Source organism: Acinetobacter sp. KB005, from assembly GCF_049949095.1.
GTDB lineage: Bacteria > Pseudomonadota > Gammaproteobacteria > Pseudomonadales > Moraxellaceae > Acinetobacter > Acinetobacter calcoaceticus.
The window spans coordinates 2,739,517-2,758,149 of record NZ_CP188191.1; the positions used below are offsets into that span (position 1 = coordinate 2,739,517).

The following is an 18,633-nucleotide window of genomic DNA, read 5'->3' on the forward strand; positions in this document are numbered from 1 at the left end:
ATTTTAAATACTATTTTCAAGATTCAATATTTGCTTACTTTTCGATTTTTCATAAATGACTTTAAGACTAAGGGCAATAAATGAAATGAATGTCGGTAATGCAAGAATAAAGAAAATACCGCTTAAACTTAAGTTAAACGTGAAAATGAGCGATCCAAAGAAAGCGCCTATAATTGCACCGATACGGCCAATACCATGCATCCACGAAACGCCAACCGCGCGGCACACCGCAGGATAGAAAATAGCTGCAAGTGGAAGTAAAGAAGATTGAGCGCCAGCAAGTAATGCACCAATTAAGAAAATGGTAATACCCAATAAGAAAATATTTGAACTGACTAAGCCTGCGACAATGAATAGCCCAAAAGCAATTAAATAAGAGTATTTAATGACTGTGGTCGGGTTCAGTTTATCCATGTACCAACCCATAATGGTTGCACCAATCACACCACCAAAAGGGAAAATAGCTGCAATTAAACTAAATTGTTGCGTCGTAAAACCAGCTGTTTTTAAAATTGTTGGCATCCAGCTTGTTAAAAGATAAAACACTAAGAGACTCGTAAAGCAGCACAGCCAAAGCATGCTTGAACCCCAAAGGTATTTTCCTAAAACGATTTTAACCGGATTTTCCTCTGATGCTGTTTCTGTTTGAGCCAAGACAAGTTTTACTGGTTCTTGGAATGGATGCCCTTGAATATTTTCTAAAATTCGTTGTGCTTTATCTTGTTGTTGGCGCGTAATTAAGTATTGAGTTGATTCAGGTAATTTAAGTAATAAGGCAACCACTAAAATTAGCGGAATACTTCCACCAATAATAATGACCTTAGCCCAGCCATAGCTTTCTAATAGATAAGCTGACAACACACCGCCGCAAGAAATACCCAACATAAAACCACAGCCAGCAAGACCTGTTAGGAATGCTTTACGTTTTACAGGCATGTATTCCGAGACAATCGTACTGATGTTTGGCATGGCTGCGCCTAAACCAACACCTGTAATAAAACGATAAATCATTAAGTCTTGAGTTGAATTAGCAAAGCCACACAAAATCGTAAATATTGAAAATAAAAGACTTGTAAAAACAATGACGCCTTTACGTCCAAACTTATCGGATAGGGGCCCAGAAATGATTGCACCGATCGACATGCCGACTAAGGCAGCACTTAACACCGGAGCAAGTTGCGGCTTGGTAATACCCCAATCATCCAGTAAAGCTGGAGCAATAAAACCAATAATTCCTGTGTCTAGACCATCACAGAAGAAGACAAAAAATCCGAGTATAAAAACCATCCACTGCAATGGGGACAATTTTTCGCGGTTGATTACCGAATTTGCATCTATCGTTTTCATAGGTATTCCTTATTCATTAAAATTTTTTGCTGTAATTGACGAAGAAACGGTTTTCTGAGAAATCATTTCCATGCTTAACGTCGTAATTGATGAAGATGTACTGAAGAGCTAAACCTTTGAGAAAAGGTTGTTGAAGGGCATAATTGACAATAACGTTTGCTTCACTTTCTTTGTTTTTTAAGCCATCTGCTGTTTTAAAGTGATCGCCATATACATATTTGAAAGTGGTATTTAAACCGGATACATAATCTTTAAAGTCATAGCCATAGATGAAGTGATAAGACTTTTCATCTTGTTTGAAGAAACCGGTCGTGTTCCAGTTAATGAAATAAGTTTCAGGCAAGAAACCATCAGGTAGCGGGTAAGCAGACTCGCCAATAATTTGTTGATAACCTAAACCAAAGCTGTGATTTTTTACTTTGAGCGTTTCTAATAAACCTACATTTTGCGCATCGATGTCGAAAAGATTTCCATTATCTTTGGCATTGAAATATTTGAATTTTGAATTAACTGAAAAATTGGAGTTCTTCCATATGTGGTCCATTCCCACATAATGTTTATTATATAAATCCTCCATATTTCCGAAGTAATATTCGCCCTTCAAAGTAGGAGTGATTTGATAGCGCAGGTCTATGTAGTTAAGGCCATCTGAATAGGCAGTCACGCCTTTTGAGGTAAAAGAAAAGCGATGAAAATCTTCTTCATTTCGTGGTGATACTTTTTCAATACGGCCAATTTCAGCAAAAAGCTTATCGCTCAATTGAGACTTAAGGTTGGTTCCCCAATAAGAGGTCAGTAGCTGACGACTTGCATCTACAGTGGTTACGGGTAAATCTAGCCATAATTCACCAATGCTCAGTAGCGTCTTGTTATAGCCTAACTTTAATGTCGCACCATATTTTAAATAGTCGGGTGCTTGGGACTGAGTTGCTTTATCAAAAGGTAATACCGTATCTGCAACGTGTTTATCTTGACTTAGTCGAACCGCATATTGTGCTGAGGCATTTGCGCCAATTTGAATCGGAGTGCCGCCAATTTCTAACGGCGTGTCATGCATATTGGAGTTGTAAAATAGAGAAACTGATTGTGACCAGCTACCTGTATCTTTTACATCTGGATTGTCATAGTTTCTATCTATATATGCATTTTTTAATGTAAATTTCCATTCTTCATCCGCTGAATAAGCCTGATTAGAAAATGCACTACAACATAAAATGTTGATGAGCATTAACGTTTTGTTATGTCCATAAATTGGCTTTGGTCGATGCATAAATAAAGCGCCTTAATTTAGAAAAATGACTGAGCTTTTCTTATGTAATCAAACTAATTACATGACTTTGATTGAACTATTTTTAGCCAGTAGTCACTATCCAATAAGTCCTAATCTTCATCCATTTTTTCCAAATTAGATAAAAAGCAGCATTTTTATTTTTTATATTAAAATATTGAAATTCATTAACTTTATTCTTTTATATGTTTTATCCATTGCTATCTTTTTTCATAATTGCGCACAGATTGGATAGTGCTTGCAGCTTTTGGACAGTCTAAAAAAATATTCGGATAGAAGATAAAGCCATAACAATGTCAGGAGTTGACACTATGGCTGGTCAAACCGTTCAAATTAAAACTGCATCTGGAAAACAGTTCAGTGCGTATCTAGCGACACCAGAAACAGGAAAAGGACCTGGGGTAGTACTTTGTCAGGAAATTTTTGGGGTTAATGCAGCAATGCGGGAAAAGGCAGATTTTCTTGCAGAAGAAGGCTATACCGTTTTAGTTCCTGATTTATTTTGGCGTGTAGCACCTAATATTGAACTGAGTTATACACCAGAAGATTTTCAAAAAGCTTTTGAACTTTATCAGCAATATGACGAGAACCACGGTGTTGAAGATATTCAAGACAGCTTATCTTTTTTAAAGACTAGACCAGAATGTGACACCTCTACAGGCCTTGGTGTGGTGGGCTATTGTTTAGGTGGGAAGCTTGCTTATCTGGCAGGTTGTCGACTTTCGGAAGTGGCATGTGCCGTAGGTTATTACGGCGTAGGTATCGACAAAGCGCTGGATGAGTTAGCCAACGTAAAAGGACGTTTGGTCTTACATATTGCCGAACTAGACCAATTTACACCGCCAGATGCTAGGCAAGCGATTGTCGATGCAGCTAGCCAATATTCAAATGTACAAGCCTTTGTTTACGAAGGTGTCGACCATGCTTTTGCACGCCCAAAAAGTAATCATTATCACAAACCTTCAGCACGTTTTGCTCATGAGCGCACAGTAACAGCTCTACATGAAATGATTGGGCCGAAATATGACCTAGTTGCGCTATGGGAAGAGCATATTCGTCATGAGTTTGATACACGTGATGTGCCAGCAACTATGGCAACGATGGTCGCAGAACCGTATGTCAACCATATTCCTACCTTAACGGGTGGTGTAGGCCAAAGCCAGCTTGCCCGTTTTTATCAGTACCATTTTGTTCATCAAAACCCGAAAGATATGAAGATCACTTCAATCTCTCGTACCGTCGGCTCAACGCAAGTGGTAGACGAGTTCATTATGAGCTTTACCCACGATGCTGAAATTGACTGGTTATTACCGGGTGTAAAGCCAACTGGCAAATATGTCGAGATTCCAATGTTGGGTGTGATCCAGTTTAGAGGGTCAAAGCTGTGCCATGAGCATATTTACTGGGACCAAGCATCGGTGCTGGTACAAATTGGTTTATTAGACCCAACAGGCTTGCCAGTTGCAGGTGTCGAAACAGCACGAAAACTTCTTGATGAAGATCTTCCTTCAAATACCTTGATGCCATCTTGGTCAAGTAGTGAAGGCAAGCCAGTGAATTAAGGAGGATCTGCAATGAATATAGATTTAAAAGGAAAAGTCGCTGTGGTGAGCGGTGGTGCAACACTCATTGGTAAAGCAGTTGTACAAGCCTTGGTGAGTGCAGGTGCTCATGTCGCTATTTTAGATATTGATGCCAAAGGCAAAGCGATTGCAGAAAGCTTTAACCATGATGTGATGTTTATTCAAACCGATTTAACCAGTGATGCGGCTATTCAACAAGCTGTAGCGGATATTCACCAACATTTAGGTGAAGTGAGCTACTTGGTCAATCTGGCATGTACATACCTAGATGACGGTTTTAAATCTTCACGTCAGGACTGGTTACAAGCACTCGATATTAATTTGGTCTCTACAGTTGAATTGAGCCGTGCTTTCTACAATGACCTAAAAAAGCAGCAAGGTTCAATCGTTAACTTTACTTCCATTTCTGCCAAAGTGGCTCAAACAGGGCGCTGGTTATATCCAGTGTCTAAAGCCGCAATACGTCAACTCACACAAAGCATGGCAATGGATTTTGCTGCCGATGGTATTCGTGTCAACTCCGTTTCACCGGGTTGGACATGGTCTCGTGTGATTGCAGAAGTCAGTGGCAATAACCGTGAAAAAGCCGATAGCGTGGCAGCCGATTATCACTTACTAGGCCGATTGGGTCATCCCGAAGAAGTCGCCAATGTTGTTTTGTTTTTATTGTCACCCGCTGCGAGTTTCGTCACCGGGGCAGATTATGCGGTCGACGGTGGATATTCCGTGATGGGCCCTGAAGGATCACAGCCCGCTATTCCTCGTTTAGCCGAATAGCTCAGCGTTTTAAAAGCACATTTAGAAAATTATGGAGAAGATTATGCGCCGTATTGCAATTGTTGGAGCAGGACAGTCTGGTTTACAGCTTGGTTTGGGCTTACTAGATACAGGCTACGACGTGACAATGATCACCAACAGAACTGCCGATGAAATCCGTCAAGGTAAAGTCATGTCAAGCCAGTGTATGTTTCATACCGCTTTACAAACTGAACGTGACTTAGGTTTAAATTTTTGGGAAGAACAATGTCCAGCGGTAGAAGGCATTGGGCTGGCTTTAGTTAATCCTGAAAATGGGGGTAAAGCATTTGAATGGAGTGCTCGTCTTGAGCGCTACGCTCAATCGGTCGATCAACGCGTCAAAATGCCATATTGGATGGAAGAATTTGAACGCCGTGGTGGTCGATTAGTGATTCAGGATGTGGGTATAGAAGAGTTAGAACAACTCGCAAACGACTACGAACTTGTATTACTCGCGGCTGGTAAAGGTGAAGTCGTTAAACAGTTTGAGCGTGATGATGCACGTAGCGTTTTTGATAAACCACAGCGCGCTTTGGCATTGACCTATGTCAAAAACATGAAGCCAATTTCACCTTACTCACGTGTGACTTTTAATATTATTCCCGAAGTCGGTGAATACTTTTCATTTCCAGCACTCACCGTAAATGGTCCTTGCGACATTATGGTGTTTGAAGGTATTCCAAATGGTCCAATGGACTGCTGGCAAGATGTCAAAACACCTGAACAGCACCTGCAATGTAGTTTGGACTTACTCAAGAAATTTGTGCCTTGGGAATATGAACGTTGCACAAATGTTGAGTTAACCGATGCAGGTGGATATTTGGCAGGACGTTTCCCACCGACCGTACGCAAACCAATTTTGACATTACCCTCTGGCAAGCAAATTTTTGGTATGGCAGATGCCTTAGTGGTTAATGATCCAATTACCGGTCAAGGCTCAAACAACGCTGCCAAATGTAGCAAGATCTATTTCGATGCCATTTTAGCCAATGATAATCAAAGCTTTAACGAAGAATGGATGGTTCAAACCTTTGAGCGCTATTGGGCTTATGCAGAAAAAGTAGTGGCTTGGACCAATAGCTTGCTCGTACCTCCACAACCGCATGTTGTTGAGCTATTAGCAGCTGCAAGCCAAAACCAGAGCATTGCTTCCATTATGGCCAATAACTTTGATGACCCACGCGCTTTTGCTCCTTGGTGGTTTGATGCAAATCAGGCTCAAGCATTCCTGGCTTCAAAAACCACAGCAAAAGTGGCTTAAAGCCAAAAGCATAAAGGGAGATATGAAAATGGATACAATTGAAACTCAAGGCTTACAAGCGATTAATGCTGAAAACCCAAGAGAAATCCGTAATTTACTGGGGCAGTTTGCAACTGGGGTTACAGTGATTACAACCCGTGGTAAAGATGGTCGGAAAATAGGAATGACAGCAAACTCTTTTTCCTCATTGTCTTTAGATCCACCATTAATTTTGTGGAGCCTTTCAAAAACAGCTCCAAGTTTGTCTGATTTTGTAGAAGCTGAATATTTTGCCATTCACATGTTGGCACAAGAGCATCATCAGTTATCCGGACATTTCGCTCGAGGTGCTGAAGACAAATTCGCAGGCATTTCACATCAACAATGCAATGCGGGCGTTCCAATTTTGACCGATGCACTCGCAACCTTGGTTTGCCGCAATGTAAATCAGTATGAAGGCGGAGATCACCTGATTTTTATTGGTCAAATTGAACAGTACCAACAACGCCAAGGTGAACCATTGGTATTCCACGCAGGAAAGTATCGGATTGCCGCAGAGCATCCAGAATTAGCACATTAATTCACCATAATCACGATCAATCCGGTCGTGATTTTTTATAGGAAATAAGAAGATGAAAAGCACTTTAATTAAACATGGCTTTTTAGCAGGGACATTGTTGGGTTTGCCATTGGTTACATATGCCTATGATTTACCGACCGTAAACTTAGGTATGACCAGCTTTCTCGATGGCGGTTTACCCGCAGGGCCTGGCTGGTATGCTCAAACCTATTTTCAAAATTACGATAGCAATAAACTGGTCGATGCCAATGGACAAAAATTAGGTCTACCTAAAACAGATTTAAATTATCAAGTACTGGTTGAACAGATTAGTTATTTATCGAATGTCCGAGTAAAAGATAAAGCCAGCCTAGGTATGAATTTTTTAATTCCTTTTGTCAGCAAAATGGACATGGATGATGGCTTGAATAATGCTGCTATTAAGGCCCAAAGTGGCTTTGGGGACATTATGATTGGACCTTTTATTCAGTTCGATCCAGTCATGGGCGCACAAGGGCCTAAGTTTGTACATCGTTTTGAGTTTCAGGTGAATTTACCTACTGGCGAATATGATCAACAAAAAGATATTAATCCAAGTAATAACGCTGTTTCATTTGATCCTTATTGGGCTGCAACATATTGGTTTAATCCAAAGTGGACAGCTTCAACACGTATACATTATCTCTATAACTTTAAAAATGACGACCCAAGCTATGCGTTTGCAGAAGCAAATGATATGCAGGCTGGGCAAGCATTTCATGCAAACTTCGCAACGGACTATGCCATTACCGAACAGTTCCGCTTAGGACTAAATGGCTATTGGCTAAAACAAGTCACAGATACTGAAGTTGATGGTGAAAAAGTCAAAGGTAGACGTGAGCAAGTCTGGGCAATTGGCCCGGGTGCGATGTATAGTTTTTCTAAAAATGATCACTTGGTTGCAAATGCTTATTTTGAGCAAGATGCTGAAAACCGCCCAGAGGGAACACGACTGCAAGTTCGTTATGTCCATCATTTTTAAGTCATAAAAAAAGCCTTTTATATCAATCAATATAAAAGGCTTTTCTCTATTTGTTTTAAGAAAAAATTGAAGTAATTAAGCCTGAACCTTCACTGTGACCAGAACGGCGAGTAGACGAAGGTAACTCACCATAACGGCGTTTATATTCTTGTGAAAAACGACCTAAGTGGGTAAATCCCCATTTAAATGCAACGTCTGTGACCGATAGATTTTCATTGTGCATGAGCTCTAAATGAGCTTGTTCAAAACGTAATTCTTTTAGATAAGACATTGGGGTTGTCCCCAAATAATTTTTAAAACCGGTAAATAAGGTTCTCACACTCACGCCTGCATGCTCGGCCAAAATTTCGACATTAAGCGGTTCATGTAAATGTTCTTTAATATAGGCTTCTGTGCGTTTCACGAAATAAGGAGAGACCGTTTTTTCTTTATAATGATCAATTTTATGTAATGCATTATTAGGTTGACCATAAATCAGTGCATTAAACAGGTTTGACTCAAATTGTTTAAAGGCTAGAGGATGATGAAGCGGATGTTGCTCGCATGCTAAGGCATCCATCAAGGTTCTAACGAGCTGTAAAAAATAGGCTCCACTTTGTGTAGAAAAGTCTAATTTTGGGTCAAAAACGAGTAGGTTATTTTCTGAATCAGCAATGTGCTGACGACAATGATAAGTAAAATCATCCTTTGAAACTTTTAGAATGAGCTGCGGGGAGTTCGCGTGCCAGCGCATACGTAAAGATTGCTGAGGGGAAATAAGAGACGCAACTTGAGAATAAGAAATAAACTTTTGTGAACCAAACTCGATTTCTGCATAACCTTGAGTTGGAATTTGAATTAAGTAAAAGTTATCCAGATGATCTGGTTCAATAATGACATCCGCGCCATATTCCAAGCGACTAATAGACAGGGCACCTGTTTTAACATGGTGCATGGTTGCACTGAAATCTCGCTTCTGCTGAGAGATTTTAAGATCATGCGGTTTAAAAATTTGCCCGACATTTCGGCAAGTTTCGCTTAAATCGTGATGATCAAACACCAGATTATGATTGGTAAAGATAGACTCATTTTGAAAATGACGTCCACTGAGTTCTGGGGAGTTGGCTTGGTTCATATTTATCCCTTTTGGCTCACTCCTGTATTTACTTGTGTTGCAAAAACTTTAAAACTTCGCTGCACATCAAGTAAATACGGCACTTAAAAAATTAAGTTACTCACAAATTACAATGAGATATAAGCAAAATACAGACCAATTTAACCGCTAATTAATGTGATTTTCTCAAACTTTTACGTCGGATTTTGTCCATCAATTTAATACATTCGAGAAATATGATAGGGGGATATAAAAGGTGCTATAAGTTAATCTCATCATGATCTTATTCCTTAAGATCTATCAAAATTTATAACAAATCCAAGCGAACTGGTCAATTTGTTTTGTCGGAATTTATTATTTTATACTATTGAATATAAAGGTTTTTTAATTTTTTAAATAAAAATTCAATATACCCTTTACAGAGTATATTGAATCATTTCAGGTTTAGTGGTTTTTAAATTATTTGCACTTAAGCTATTTATATTTTCAATGTGATGTATTGCTCTGTAAAAACTTCTCGCTGTAGATCCGGTAGTTTTGCAGAGCTTGTTCATCTAACCAATTTTTTACGGCTTCAATCATTGGCGGCGGACCACATAAATACATATCAAAAGCCTGTTCAGCCAATTGATCTTTATTTAAGTGCTCATGAATATAACCCGCTTTACCTTGCCAAGCTTCGGTTGCTTTAGTCACAATCGGGTGATAACTAAAGTTTGGAAGCTGTTCTGCGTAGGCATGTAAACGCTGTTGTTCACACAAATCGGTTTCACTATTTACGCCGTAATACAACTGAACTGCAGGTGAGTTTGGTTGATCAACCAAGTTATCAAGCATTCCCAAGAAAGCTGATAATCCTGTTCCACCAGCAACAAAAACCAATGGTCGCTGTACTTCGCGTAAATAGAAACTACCAAGTGGCGCTTCAATGAATAGAGTTTGTCCAACCTGACAGCGATCACGCAAGTAATTGCTCATAACACCGTCTGGCAATAAACGAATTAAAAATTGCAATTGATTGGTCGCGTTCGGTCTATTGGCAAAAGAATAAGAACGCCAATCTTCAGTTTCAGGAATTTGCAAACGAGCATATTGTCCCGGCAAAAACTGAAGTTGCTCAGCATGACTGCTTGCATCAAGATGCAAAATTGCTGTTGTCTCAGAAACCAGCTCAACAGCGGTAACTTTGGTTTCAATTTTTAAGGTATCGCCAGCATTGCAAATAGCTGAATCATGATCGAAATAAAAAGCTGCATCGGATTTCACACGCGTCTGGCAAGCTAACATTTTTCGCTCGGCCAAATCACGTTCACTTAATGCATCTTCATCAACATATTCTTGTTCATAAATGCCTGTTTCACACTGTCCCTGACAGGTGCCACAAACACCTTCACGGCAGTCTAGCGGTAGGTTAATTCCTTGGCGAACTGCTGCATCAAGCAGCAATTCGTCGTTATTTACTGAAATGAAAAATGTTTTGCCATCGGCAAAGTTAAGTGCAACTGAATGTCCCATTTTCATTCCCCTTAAACGTGATAGAAGTCTAAAACGGAATCAATCTTGTCATTCAGCAAAATGCTGTGCTGACGACGAATGCGGAAACCATCTGCTGTTTGACGTAAAAGATAAGTAGCGTGTCCGTAAAAACAGCCTTCTAGACCTTGACGGTTATACAGTGTTTGCCATGCAACTTTTGCTTCAATTAGACCATCATCAAGTGTTTTAACTCGAATGTTATTCATGCTGTGTAACGTGCGTGGTAATGGCGTTGCCGAAGCTGCTTTTCCTGTACGAATACGGAATACACGGTCTTCGAGTCCAGTGCGGTCTGCGTAATAAATATAAGACAAGCCCTGATTCGGATCTTGAACATAGTTATGGTCATCAATCCATTGCGGAATATGATATTCACTATCTTCATCGTAAAGTTCTAAATAGGTATCCCAGTCATAAGCATCACAAAGTTCTGCTTTTTTGTACAAAAACTGAGATACAGCAAAATATAGTTCTTGTGACATGGTTACACCTCATCCATTAGGGCATTGTTTTCAAAAGTAATATCCTGCATTTTTAATGCTTTCTTGTTTAAGCCATCGAGCATTAGACGTTGCCAATGTCCATGCTGGTTTACATAGAGTCCTTCATGGGTAAACTCACGGCCAGTAATGACAGGTTGAATGCCTAAGTCTTGTGAGTTTTTGGTCGCTCCATATTCCCAAGACTGACAACCACGAGAAATATCGCTCCAGCGTTCAAGTCGTGCCTGAAAACCTTTTTGTTGTTCACGGAATTCGACTAAATCGTCTGGTGTACCAAGGCCTGACACGTTAAAGAAGTCTTCAAACTGGCGAATACGGTTACGGCGCGCTTCAACAGATTCACCTTTAACACCAATACATTGACTGATGACTTCAGTTTTATTCCAAGCGACAGGGCGAATAATACGAAGCTGTGAACTAATTTGATCCATAAAGAATAGGCTAGGGTACAAGTTTAAGTTTCTTAAACGATGCATTGCCCACTCAGCATATTTGTCGCCATATTTTTCGACTAAATAAGGCATAACTGTGCTGTAACCCGGACGAACTGTTGGATTTGGCATATCACTAAACAGCACACTATGACCATTTTTGAAGCTGAACCAGCCATCATCAGTCTCGGAATCACCCGCACCTAACTTGCTATAGTCAAGCGTATCAAGTTCAGCACCTTTTGATGCATTGACTTGTTGGCGGTGTTGGACTGTAGAGACATAGTTATAGTGAACAGTACTGACATGGTAGCCATCTAAGCCATTTTCGTTTTGTAGTTTCCAGTTACCTGCAAAGGTGTAAGATGACTTGCCTTGTAATACTTCGAGTTCACCCGTTGGTGACTGGTTAACCATTAAATCAAGAAACAGTTTTGCATCGCCCAAAAAGTCTTCTAGTGAATCTGTTGCTTGAGTATCAAGGCTTACAAATACAAATCCACGATAGCTAGCAATACGGCCTTGCTTTAAGCCACGGCTTGATTTATCGAAATCTTCGCAATATTCACTCGGTGCTTTTACTTTGACCAAGCGGCCATCTGATTTGTAGCACCATGCGTGGAACGGACATGTAAATGTAGACTGGTTACCTTTAGCAACGCGTGTTAATGTCGCGCCGCGGTGCTCACAAGCATTGACCATGGCGTGTAATTCGCCTTTACCATCACGGCTCACAATAATCGGCTGACGACCAATTTGAACAGTGAGGAAATCATGATTGTTTGGAATTTCACTTTCGTGGCATGCATAAATCCAAACCTTTTCAAAAATGAATTCCATTTCCAAATCAAATAGTTCAGGCTCGGTAAACATATTGCGTGCAATACGGAATACGCCATCTTTAGGACGGAAGTCGATACATCCATCTACAAAATCATTCCATTGTTTTAAATTAGATGAGGTCATTTGCTCAATCCTATTCATTCAGCTTTTAACTGATTGAACCGCGATTAGGTCTTTACCTCTATCCGTTTTTTCCAGATCTTTATCCACTTTGTGCAGTTTTGATTTTTTAATAAGACTATTTTTAAGATGTAATCGCATTTTAAAAATGTATATGTCCTATCTGGTTAAACTTCCATATAATCTTAACCAGAATAAAATCAAATCTTGTGAATTAAGCCTATGAAAGAACAAAACTTAAAATTACAGATTAGAATTCTTTTAGAGCAGAACATCGCATTTGGTCCGGGTAAGGCAGACTTACTTGAAGCAATTGAGAGAACTGGTTCAATTTCTCAAGCTGCAAAATCTATGAATATGAGCTACCGCCGTGCATGGCAGTTGGTAGACACGATGAATCAGTGCTTTGAAACAGCTTTAGTTGAAACTCAAACGGGCGGAACACATGGTGGTGGGGCTGCTGTCACAGCTTTGGGCCAGAAAGTATTACAACAATACCGACAAATGGAAATCAATGCTCGCCAAGCCTTAGAACATGATTATCAAATCATGAGTAGCTATTTAAAAAATTAAATTAAAAGATCTCATAGCGACGAAATCATTTAATTTGGTATAGCTTTTGCTTAATAAAAAGTGCACGCTGAAAAAGCACTGCTGCAATTTTCAGTTACACAGACAATGGCGTCTATTCTGTACTATCGTAAAAGATGGTCGGGAATAGGCGTTTTTTATTGTGTATCTAAAAAAGTGGCTGGCATAAACGACTGATCTGTTTACAGATCTTTATGGTCATCGCTATGTGCTTCTTGGCATGGTGATGACCATAAAACTAATCAAGCTATTAACCGACACTGAAAGAAAATAGGTTTTAAAATAGGGTATCTCGATAGATACACTTTCAGCATATTGCACCAAAATGAAGTCTAAAATGAGAAATGCACCATCTACCTGCATTTAGGCCCTCTATATTTAACTGATTTCTGCTTTTCATCATCTACGTATACCGCTATATTCTAGGATATATATCGCTGTATAAATCGATAAAAAAGGAAAAATAATGGTAAGTCCTGTACAGATAAAAAAAATCGCTATAGTCAGTTCAATTATAAGTCTTGGGTTGTCAATCAGTCTCTCTGTAAAGGCCGAATCGGTTACTGTTTATGCAGCAGCAAGCTTGACCAATGCTATGAGTGATTTAGAAAAAATTTACGAAAAACAGAATAAAGTAGAAGTTAAGACTTCATATGCAGGCTCATCAACCTTAGCTAAACAAATTGAAGCTGGAGCACCAGCCGATGTATTTATCTCTGCTGATACACAGTGGATGGATTATCTACAAAACAAAAAATTAGTTGCAGCAAATGACCGTATAAATTTATTAGGTAATCGATTGGTACTGATTACACCAAAAGGACAATTATTAAAGGTTAAATTGGATAAAACTACCGATCCGAATAAAGCATTTACAGGGAAGATTTGTACAGGGGATACCAAAAGTGTGCCTGTAGGCAAATATGCTAAACAAGCATTTACCAATTTAGGTTGGTGGAATCGTATTGAGCCAAAATTAGTTGAAACAGAAGATGTTCGAGCAGCGCTAAACTTTGTTTCGCGTGGTGAATGTCAGGTTGGTATTGTCTATGCAACAGATGCTGCCATTAGTAAAGACGTAACTGTGGTAAGTGTATTTCCTGAAAATACTCACACGCCAATTATTTATCCAGTAGGGCTTGTCAAAAAGAATTCGAACTCAACAAAGTTCTATCAATTTTTACAAAGCAATCAAGCCAAAGTCATTTTAAAAAAATATGGCTTTAGTGTATTGACTTCAGCAAAACCATGATGTTTTCTTTAACCCCAGAAGAGCTCAGCGTTCTTCAACTCTCTTGTAAGGTTGCAGCAAGTTGCCTGATTATCAGCCTTGTTCCTGCAATTTTTGTAGGATGGGTTTTGGCGCGTAAAGAGTTTTGGGGAAAGTCATTCATTGAAACATTGGTGTTTTTACCATTGGTACTGCCTCCAGTTGTGCCGGGTTATTTGCTATTACAAGTCTTTGGAAACCGCGGCATTATTGGGCAATACTTAGCACCTTTAGGATTAGAGTTCGCATTTAACTGGAAAGGGGCAGTTCTTGCCTCGGCAGTGATGGGTTTTCCTCTCTTGGTGCAATCAATTCGTTTAGCGATTGAGCTAGTCGATCAACGTTTAGAAATGGCAGCAAAGACATTAGGTGCATCATCTTTAGGGGCATTTTTTCATGTCACTTTACCACTCGCTAGTAGTGGTATTTTAATTGGTGCCATTTTATGTTTTTGTCGTAGTTTAGGTGAGTTTGGTGCCACCATTACTTTTGTAGGTAATATTTCTGATGAAACAAGAACCTTACCTTTAGCCATGTATAGTCTAATGCAACAACCTGATACAGAGATTGCGATTCAAAGGCTGATTGTCTTATCTTTAAGTGTGGCTTTTTTAGCCCTATGGTTTGCACAGTGGTTTCATCGTTATCAAAAAAAGCGCTTAGGGCGGTAATATTATGTTGATTGATTGCCACTTTCAGCTACAAATGGGTCAATTTCTTATTGAACCTAGTTTCCAGTCAGATGCTTCTGTTATTGGCTTATTTGGTGCCTCTGGTTCTGGTAAAACTTCAATATTACATGCCATTGCGGGGCTAAATACACCACATAGTGGACTCATTAAAATACAAAACCAAACATGGTTTGATTCCGATCAAAAAATTAATCTCAGCACGCAAAAACGCCATGTTGGACTGGTTTTTCAAGATGCTCAGCTTTTTCCGCATAAAACGGTAAAGCAAAACTTATTATTTGGTCTTAAGCATCTTTCCCAACAAGAACGTCATTTTGAGGCTGATTACATTATTAAATTATTAAAGTTAGAACACTTGCTACAACGTATGCCCATCAAGCTCTCAGGTGGTGAAAAACAGCGCGTGGCACTGGGTCGAGCATTGTTATATTCACCTAAGCTGTTACTGCTTGATGAGCCTTTATCAGCATTAGATGCCGCACATAAAGCTGAAATTATTCCTTTTTTTCAAAAAGTAAAACAGGAAATAAAAATTCCCATGATTTATGTGAGTCATGATATTCAAGAGATTAAACAACTGACCGAAACAATGTGGATTTTATAATTTTTCATATTTCACACATTATTTCAGTCTTGTCGATTTATGGTTGTTAGCTAGCCCATAAACTGCCCAGTGGAGCAGCTTTCAAGCGATCTTGAGCTTGCTGGTAAAAGCGCCAGAAAGCCAAAGCAAAAATGACAGCCAAGAAATCAACCACCAAAATTTCTCCACCATGAACCCATAAACCACTTTGTGGAATTAGATAAGCCACTAGAGAGGTTAGAGGAATCGCAAATAACACCAAAACTAAGGTTAAAAGCAGTTGAGGTAAAGCTTTTGCATAACCAATAACAAAGGTGTAAATCAAAGTCAGTAGGAAAATTGCATAATAACCATACATAAACAGGTGATTCATGCTTTCAATATTGAATGCTGCGAAAAGCCAACGACTGGCCAACATTGTGCCCAGTACCGCTAAAACACATCCTAAGCATGCACCAATAGTTAAGTTCGCAAGGAACACTACATCTTTACGCTGAACAGGAACAGGATCTTCAGCACGCTTTTGCTTACGTGCACGAGTTTCAACCCAAAGAATGTTGCCTGTATAAAATAAGAAAGCTCCGCCAATACCTAAAACAAAATAAATCCACCGTACGCCTGTGCCACCAAAACTCCCAAAATGTAGGCTAAACATTGCATTGATTAACTTATTACCAGCATCTGTCTGCGTATTAATGCCTTTATGATTAAAGTGCTCAATCGCGTACGGATTCATACGCATAAAGTCTTGATTCGCACCGCGTAACATCTGATCTGAACTATATAAAGCTATACGTGCATTGGCTTTTTCGGGTTTATCTAAGCCACTGAACTGGATATAGTCAACTGAATATTCAGGCGCAACTTTTTTGGCTTGAGCTAATATTTGCTGCACATCAATTTGTGTTTGTTTTGGTTGAATAAGCGCAGGAGGCGAACGTTGAAAAACAGGTTGTCCTTTTAGAGCAAGTTGTCCAATCGCGTCATAAAAAAAGTCATGAAAAGCAAAGACAATTACGCTAATACTAATAATGATGTGGAACGGTAAGCTCGTAATTCCAATCACGTTATGGGCATCTAACCAAAAGCGCTTTTTATTCTTACCAGGGCGAATGACAAAGTAATCTTTCACTAATGTTGGTAAAAGTATAATGACTCCTGAAAGCAGAGCAAGAAAATATAAAATCGAAACCACACCCATCACATAGAGACCCAATTCGTGGTGGCCTGCCATGCCCGGTATGCCTGCTGTTTCATGTAGCTGTTCTATCAGCCAACCTGCTTTAGATAAGTTTTCTTGAGCAACGATTAACTGACCTTTTTCATCTAAGCTGGCCATCCACGTGGACTGAGCAGCATTAAAGCCATCTCCACGCTCATGTTCACTCCACGTAATGGGCGCATAGTGAAATTCATTCGAAGATAAATTCAGTGTGAAGTTCTTTTGTGCAGCAGGATAGGCAGCCTGTACTTTCTGAATAAGCTCATTATATTGGTCAGGTGAGACTTTAGGTAAAACTTGCTGCGTTGGCGTGGCCCACTTACTAATATGGTGCTGAAACATGCTGAGCCCACCAGCAAAGAAACAAATAAAAAGCAAAATCCCAGCACATACACCCACCCAAGTATGCATGCTTTTTGCAAGTTTCATGATATCCGAACGTACTTTCATTGTTTAACCCCGAATTAGAAACACACAGCTATAAGCCAGTACGTTGGCAACAAATAAATAAACTATTGCTTGTTTTCCTGTCACAAAGAAATAGGTGCCAAACATAATAGGCATCCAAAGCCAAGGAACACTCCACATACCAACTTGCACCAATAAATCCATGGCAACATAAGGTTGGCCTAATAAAACAATCAGGTTGCCAAAAGCAATGGCAAGGCTTAACCCTAGAACACCACCAGCAAAGGTTTTACTCCACCAGTCTGGCTGAATAGGAGACTGAATTTTAGCTTTCATGAAACCAGTTTCCGTTTAAAAAGCGCCATAAAAGGAAGGAATGACCATGCAAAAATGATAAGCATGAACCAACAAAAAGTGGCAACAACTTTAGGTAAGCTGGCAAAGAGTGCAATTAATCCAACGACTAAAAACAATAGGCCTAAATACTTAAATAGGGTGGGAAGATGTTGAGATAACAGGTTTTGGTTGCTATGACTACAATAGACACTGACCGCTCCCAACAGGGTCAAAAAAAGTCCTATAAGTTTCATGATCAATATTTTTAAATAAATTAAGGGGAAAATTTATCCAATAGTATAAGTAAATAATAATTATTATCAAATGATAAATATAATTATTTATCGATGTGTTGCCATGCGATAAGATAGGAGATAACTTGTTAAAAATTCTTTATTTGATGTCAAATGCTGTAAGTGATTATTTATATATTCCTGAGTCTCTTTGTGGGTTGATTTTCGAAATTTCTAAACCAATTTTATTTAAAATGCCGTTCTATTGTTATGGTTTAGACTTATCAAAAACACTGCATTTGCATATAGACCAACAATTAGACCATCCCCAAAAAATTGCTCAAGCGCATCCTAAACGCCAACATGAGTATTTATGTGGAAGGATATTGGCTCAAGCTGTTTTAAAGCATCATTTAGATTTAGATCAACCACTAACATCTATGCACGAACATTTGCCCGTCTGGCCACCCCATGTTTTGGGTAGTATTAGTCATTCACAAAATAAGTTGATCGTTGCGCTATCTGACAAAGCCGGTTATTTAGGAATTGATATCGAGCACTGGGTAAGCTCTGAATTTGCTCAAGAGAGTACACATCTTATTTTAACGCCTTCTGAACTTGAACTATGGACGGTTAAAGCCTCTAAGTTTTTTGATTTTTCTCAATTTGTGAGCTTAATTTTTTCTGTTAAAGAAAGCTTATATAAGGCTGTATATCCTATTGCTAAACAATACATCGATTTTTTAGAAGCATCGGTAGTCGATATTGATCTTGAAAACCAAAAATTACTTTTAGCTTTTGTACCGGAAATACGAAATCGACATCAACTCTTAGAACACTATGAAGGCGGCTGGAAAGTGGAACAAGACTGTATTTTGACTTGGGTTTTTAAAGCGAATATATCTGCTTGAAACAAAAGAAGGCAACGAATTGCCT

The 18,633-nt window shown here is 39.2% G+C and carries 18 protein-coding genes; 10 read left to right on the forward strand and 8 right to left on the reverse strand.

What is annotated here, in order from left to right; all coding sequences use genetic code 11:
* Positions 1 to 3 precede the first annotated feature (3 nt).
* Together ACPF64_RS13185 and ACPF64_RS13190 are read right to left on the reverse strand one after the other, a co-directional pair.
* The gene (locus ACPF64_RS13185) at positions 4 to 1,347 is read right to left on the reverse strand and encodes an MFS transporter (protein WP_426453763.1); all 1,344 of its coding nucleotides are present in this window, start codon (positions 1,345 to 1,347) and stop codon (positions 4 to 6) included.
* A gap of 16 nt (positions 1,348 to 1,363) precedes the next feature.
* Positions 1,364 to 2,617, reverse strand: coding sequence for an OprD family outer membrane porin (locus ACPF64_RS13190; protein ID WP_426453765.1), 1,254 nt, complete (start codon positions 2,615 to 2,617; stop codon positions 1,364 to 1,366).
* Between the two features lie 329 nt (positions 2,618 to 2,946).
* Between ACPF64_RS13190 and ACPF64_RS13195 the strand changes: the two genes are divergently transcribed.
* From ACPF64_RS13195 to ACPF64_RS13215, 5 genes are read left to right on the forward strand one after another with little or no spacing between them, the layout of a single operon-like run.
* Complete coding sequence (locus ACPF64_RS13195) at positions 2,947 to 4,197, forward strand: dienelactone hydrolase family protein (RefSeq protein WP_426453767.1); 1,251 nt, start codon at positions 2,947 to 2,949, stop codon at positions 4,195 to 4,197.
* A 12-nt stretch (positions 4,198 to 4,209) separates the two neighbouring features.
* Positions 4,210 to 4,995 carry an SDR family oxidoreductase gene (locus ACPF64_RS13200; RefSeq protein WP_005047192.1) on the forward strand — a complete coding sequence of 262 codons (786 nt, stop codon included), beginning with the start codon at positions 4,210 to 4,212 and terminating at the stop codon, positions 4,993 to 4,995.
* A gap of 43 nt (positions 4,996 to 5,038) precedes the next feature.
* Positions 5,039 to 6,277, forward strand: coding sequence for a styrene monooxygenase/indole monooxygenase family protein (locus tag ACPF64_RS13205; protein WP_426453769.1), 1,239 nt, complete (start codon positions 5,039 to 5,041; stop codon positions 6,275 to 6,277).
* 28 nt (positions 6,278 to 6,305) lie between these two features.
* Positions 6,306 to 6,836: a flavin reductase family protein gene (locus ACPF64_RS13210; RefSeq protein WP_005047189.1), complete on the forward strand. Its 531-nt coding sequence runs from the start codon at positions 6,306 to 6,308 to the stop codon at positions 6,834 to 6,836.
* A gap of 52 nt (positions 6,837 to 6,888) precedes the next feature.
* Positions 6,889 to 7,836 carry a SphA family protein gene (locus ACPF64_RS13215; protein WP_426453772.1) on the forward strand — a complete coding sequence of 316 codons (948 nt, stop codon included), beginning with the start codon at positions 6,889 to 6,891 and terminating at the stop codon, positions 7,834 to 7,836.
* Positions 7,837 to 7,891: 55 nt separating this feature from the next.
* Here the strand turns inward: ACPF64_RS13215 and ACPF64_RS13220 are convergent, their stop codons facing one another.
* From ACPF64_RS13220 to antA, 4 genes are all read right to left on the reverse strand, one after another.
* Positions 7,892 to 8,950, reverse strand: a complete 1,059-nt coding sequence (locus ACPF64_RS13220; RefSeq protein WP_426453774.1) for an AraC family transcriptional regulator — start codon at positions 8,948 to 8,950, stop codon at positions 7,892 to 7,894.
* A 465-nt stretch (positions 8,951 to 9,415) separates the two neighbouring features.
* A complete protein-coding gene (gene antC / locus ACPF64_RS13225; protein ID WP_132069917.1) occupies positions 9,416 to 10,450 on the reverse strand; it encodes an anthranilate 1,2-dioxygenase electron transfer component AntC in 1,035 nt (344 codons plus the stop codon).
* Positions 10,451 to 10,455: 5 nt separating this feature from the next.
* The gene (gene antB / locus ACPF64_RS13230; protein ID WP_426453776.1) at positions 10,456 to 10,947 is read right to left on the reverse strand and encodes an anthranilate 1,2-dioxygenase small subunit; all 492 of its coding nucleotides are present in this window, start codon (positions 10,945 to 10,947) and stop codon (positions 10,456 to 10,458) included.
* A 2-nt stretch (positions 10,948 to 10,949) separates the two neighbouring features.
* Complete coding sequence (gene antA, locus ACPF64_RS13235) at positions 10,950 to 12,365, reverse strand: anthranilate 1,2-dioxygenase large subunit (RefSeq protein ID WP_426453778.1); 1,416 nt, start codon at positions 12,363 to 12,365, stop codon at positions 10,950 to 10,952.
* A 219-nt stretch (positions 12,366 to 12,584) separates the two neighbouring features.
* Between antA and ACPF64_RS13240 the strand changes: the two genes are divergently transcribed.
* The 4 genes from ACPF64_RS13240 to ACPF64_RS13255 all read left to right on the forward strand — a co-directional run bounded on the left by ACPF64_RS13240 (position 12,585) and on the right by ACPF64_RS13255 (position 15,519).
* Entirely contained in the window at positions 12,585 to 12,935 is a 351-nt protein-coding gene (locus tag ACPF64_RS13240; protein WP_426453780.1) for a winged helix-turn-helix domain-containing protein, read from the forward strand.
* A 484-nt stretch (positions 12,936 to 13,419) separates the two neighbouring features.
* A complete protein-coding gene (gene modA, locus ACPF64_RS13245) occupies positions 13,420 to 14,205 on the forward strand; it encodes a molybdate ABC transporter substrate-binding protein (protein WP_426453782.1) in 786 nt (261 codons plus the stop codon).
* Positions 14,202 to 14,894 carry a molybdate ABC transporter permease subunit gene (gene modB, locus ACPF64_RS13250; RefSeq protein ID WP_426453784.1) on the forward strand — a complete coding sequence of 231 codons (693 nt, stop codon included), beginning with the start codon at positions 14,202 to 14,204 and terminating at the stop codon, positions 14,892 to 14,894. The genes modA and modB overlap by 4 nt, the downstream gene beginning before the upstream one ends.
* Positions 14,895 to 14,898: 4 nt before the next feature.
* Positions 14,899 to 15,519 (forward strand): ATP-binding cassette domain-containing protein, encoded by a 621-nt coding sequence (locus tag ACPF64_RS13255; RefSeq protein ID WP_426453785.1) that lies wholly within the window; start codon positions 14,899 to 14,901, stop codon positions 15,517 to 15,519.
* A gap of 46 nt (positions 15,520 to 15,565) precedes the next feature.
* Here the strand turns inward: ACPF64_RS13255 and ACPF64_RS13260 are convergent, their stop codons facing one another.
* A complete protein-coding gene (locus ACPF64_RS13260) occupies positions 15,566 to 17,170 on the reverse strand; it encodes a PepSY-associated TM helix domain-containing protein (protein ID WP_426453787.1) in 1,605 nt (534 codons plus the stop codon).
* Between the two features lie 3 nt (positions 17,171 to 17,173).
* Positions 17,174 to 17,464 carry a hypothetical protein gene (locus ACPF64_RS13265; protein WP_426453788.1) on the reverse strand — a complete coding sequence of 97 codons (291 nt, stop codon included), beginning with the start codon at positions 17,462 to 17,464 and terminating at the stop codon, positions 17,174 to 17,176.
* Positions 17,465 to 17,864: 400 nt separating this feature from the next.
* Between ACPF64_RS13265 and ACPF64_RS13270 the strand changes: the two genes are divergently transcribed.
* On the forward strand, positions 17,865 to 18,608 hold the full coding sequence (locus ACPF64_RS13270; RefSeq protein ID WP_426456147.1) for a 4'-phosphopantetheinyl transferase family protein: 744 nt from the start codon (positions 17,865 to 17,867) through the stop codon (positions 18,606 to 18,608).
* Positions 18,609 to 18,633 lie beyond the last annotated feature (25 nt).

Coding starts and splice junctions, on each gene's coding strand:
- ACPF64_RS13185 (WP_426453763.1), bottom strand. CDS start 1,347: ATGAAAACGATAGATGCAAATTCGGTAATCAACCGCGAAAAATTGTCC.
- ACPF64_RS13190 (WP_426453765.1), bottom strand. CDS start 2,617: ATGCATCGACCAAAGCCAATTTATGGACATAACAAAACGTTAATGCTC.
- ACPF64_RS13195 (WP_426453767.1), top strand. CDS start 2,947: ATGGCTGGTCAAACCGTTCAAATTAAAACTGCATCTGGAAAACAGTTC.
- ACPF64_RS13200 (WP_005047192.1), top strand. CDS start 4,210: ATGAATATAGATTTAAAAGGAAAAGTCGCTGTGGTGAGCGGTGGTGCA.
- ACPF64_RS13205 (WP_426453769.1), top strand. CDS start 5,039: ATGCGCCGTATTGCAATTGTTGGAGCAGGACAGTCTGGTTTACAGCTT.
- ACPF64_RS13210 (WP_005047189.1), top strand. CDS start 6,306: ATGGATACAATTGAAACTCAAGGCTTACAAGCGATTAATGCTGAAAAC.
- ACPF64_RS13215 (WP_426453772.1), top strand. CDS start 6,889: ATGAAAAGCACTTTAATTAAACATGGCTTTTTAGCAGGGACATTGTTG.
- ACPF64_RS13220 (WP_426453774.1), bottom strand. CDS start 8,950: ATGAACCAAGCCAACTCCCCAGAACTCAGTGGACGTCATTTTCAAAAT.
- antC (WP_132069917.1), bottom strand. CDS start 10,450: ATGAAAATGGGACATTCAGTTGCACTTAACTTTGCCGATGGCAAAACA.
- antB (WP_426453776.1), bottom strand. CDS start 10,947: ATGTCACAAGAACTATATTTTGCTGTATCTCAGTTTTTGTACAAAAAA.
- antA (WP_426453778.1), bottom strand. CDS start 12,365: ATGACCTCATCTAATTTAAAACAATGGAATGATTTTGTAGATGGATGT.
- ACPF64_RS13240 (WP_426453780.1), top strand. CDS start 12,585: ATGAAAGAACAAAACTTAAAATTACAGATTAGAATTCTTTTAGAGCAG.
- modA (WP_426453782.1), top strand. CDS start 13,420: ATGGTAAGTCCTGTACAGATAAAAAAAATCGCTATAGTCAGTTCAATT.
- modB (WP_426453784.1), top strand. CDS start 14,202: ATGATGTTTTCTTTAACCCCAGAAGAGCTCAGCGTTCTTCAACTCTCT.
- ACPF64_RS13255 (WP_426453785.1), top strand. CDS start 14,899: ATGTTGATTGATTGCCACTTTCAGCTACAAATGGGTCAATTTCTTATT.
- ACPF64_RS13260 (WP_426453787.1), bottom strand. CDS start 17,170: ATGAAAGTACGTTCGGATATCATGAAACTTGCAAAAAGCATGCATACT.
- ACPF64_RS13265 (WP_426453788.1), bottom strand. CDS start 17,464: ATGAAAGCTAAAATTCAGTCTCCTATTCAGCCAGACTGGTGGAGTAAA.
- ACPF64_RS13270 (WP_426456147.1), top strand. CDS start 17,865: ATGTCAAATGCTGTAAGTGATTATTTATATATTCCTGAGTCTCTTTGT.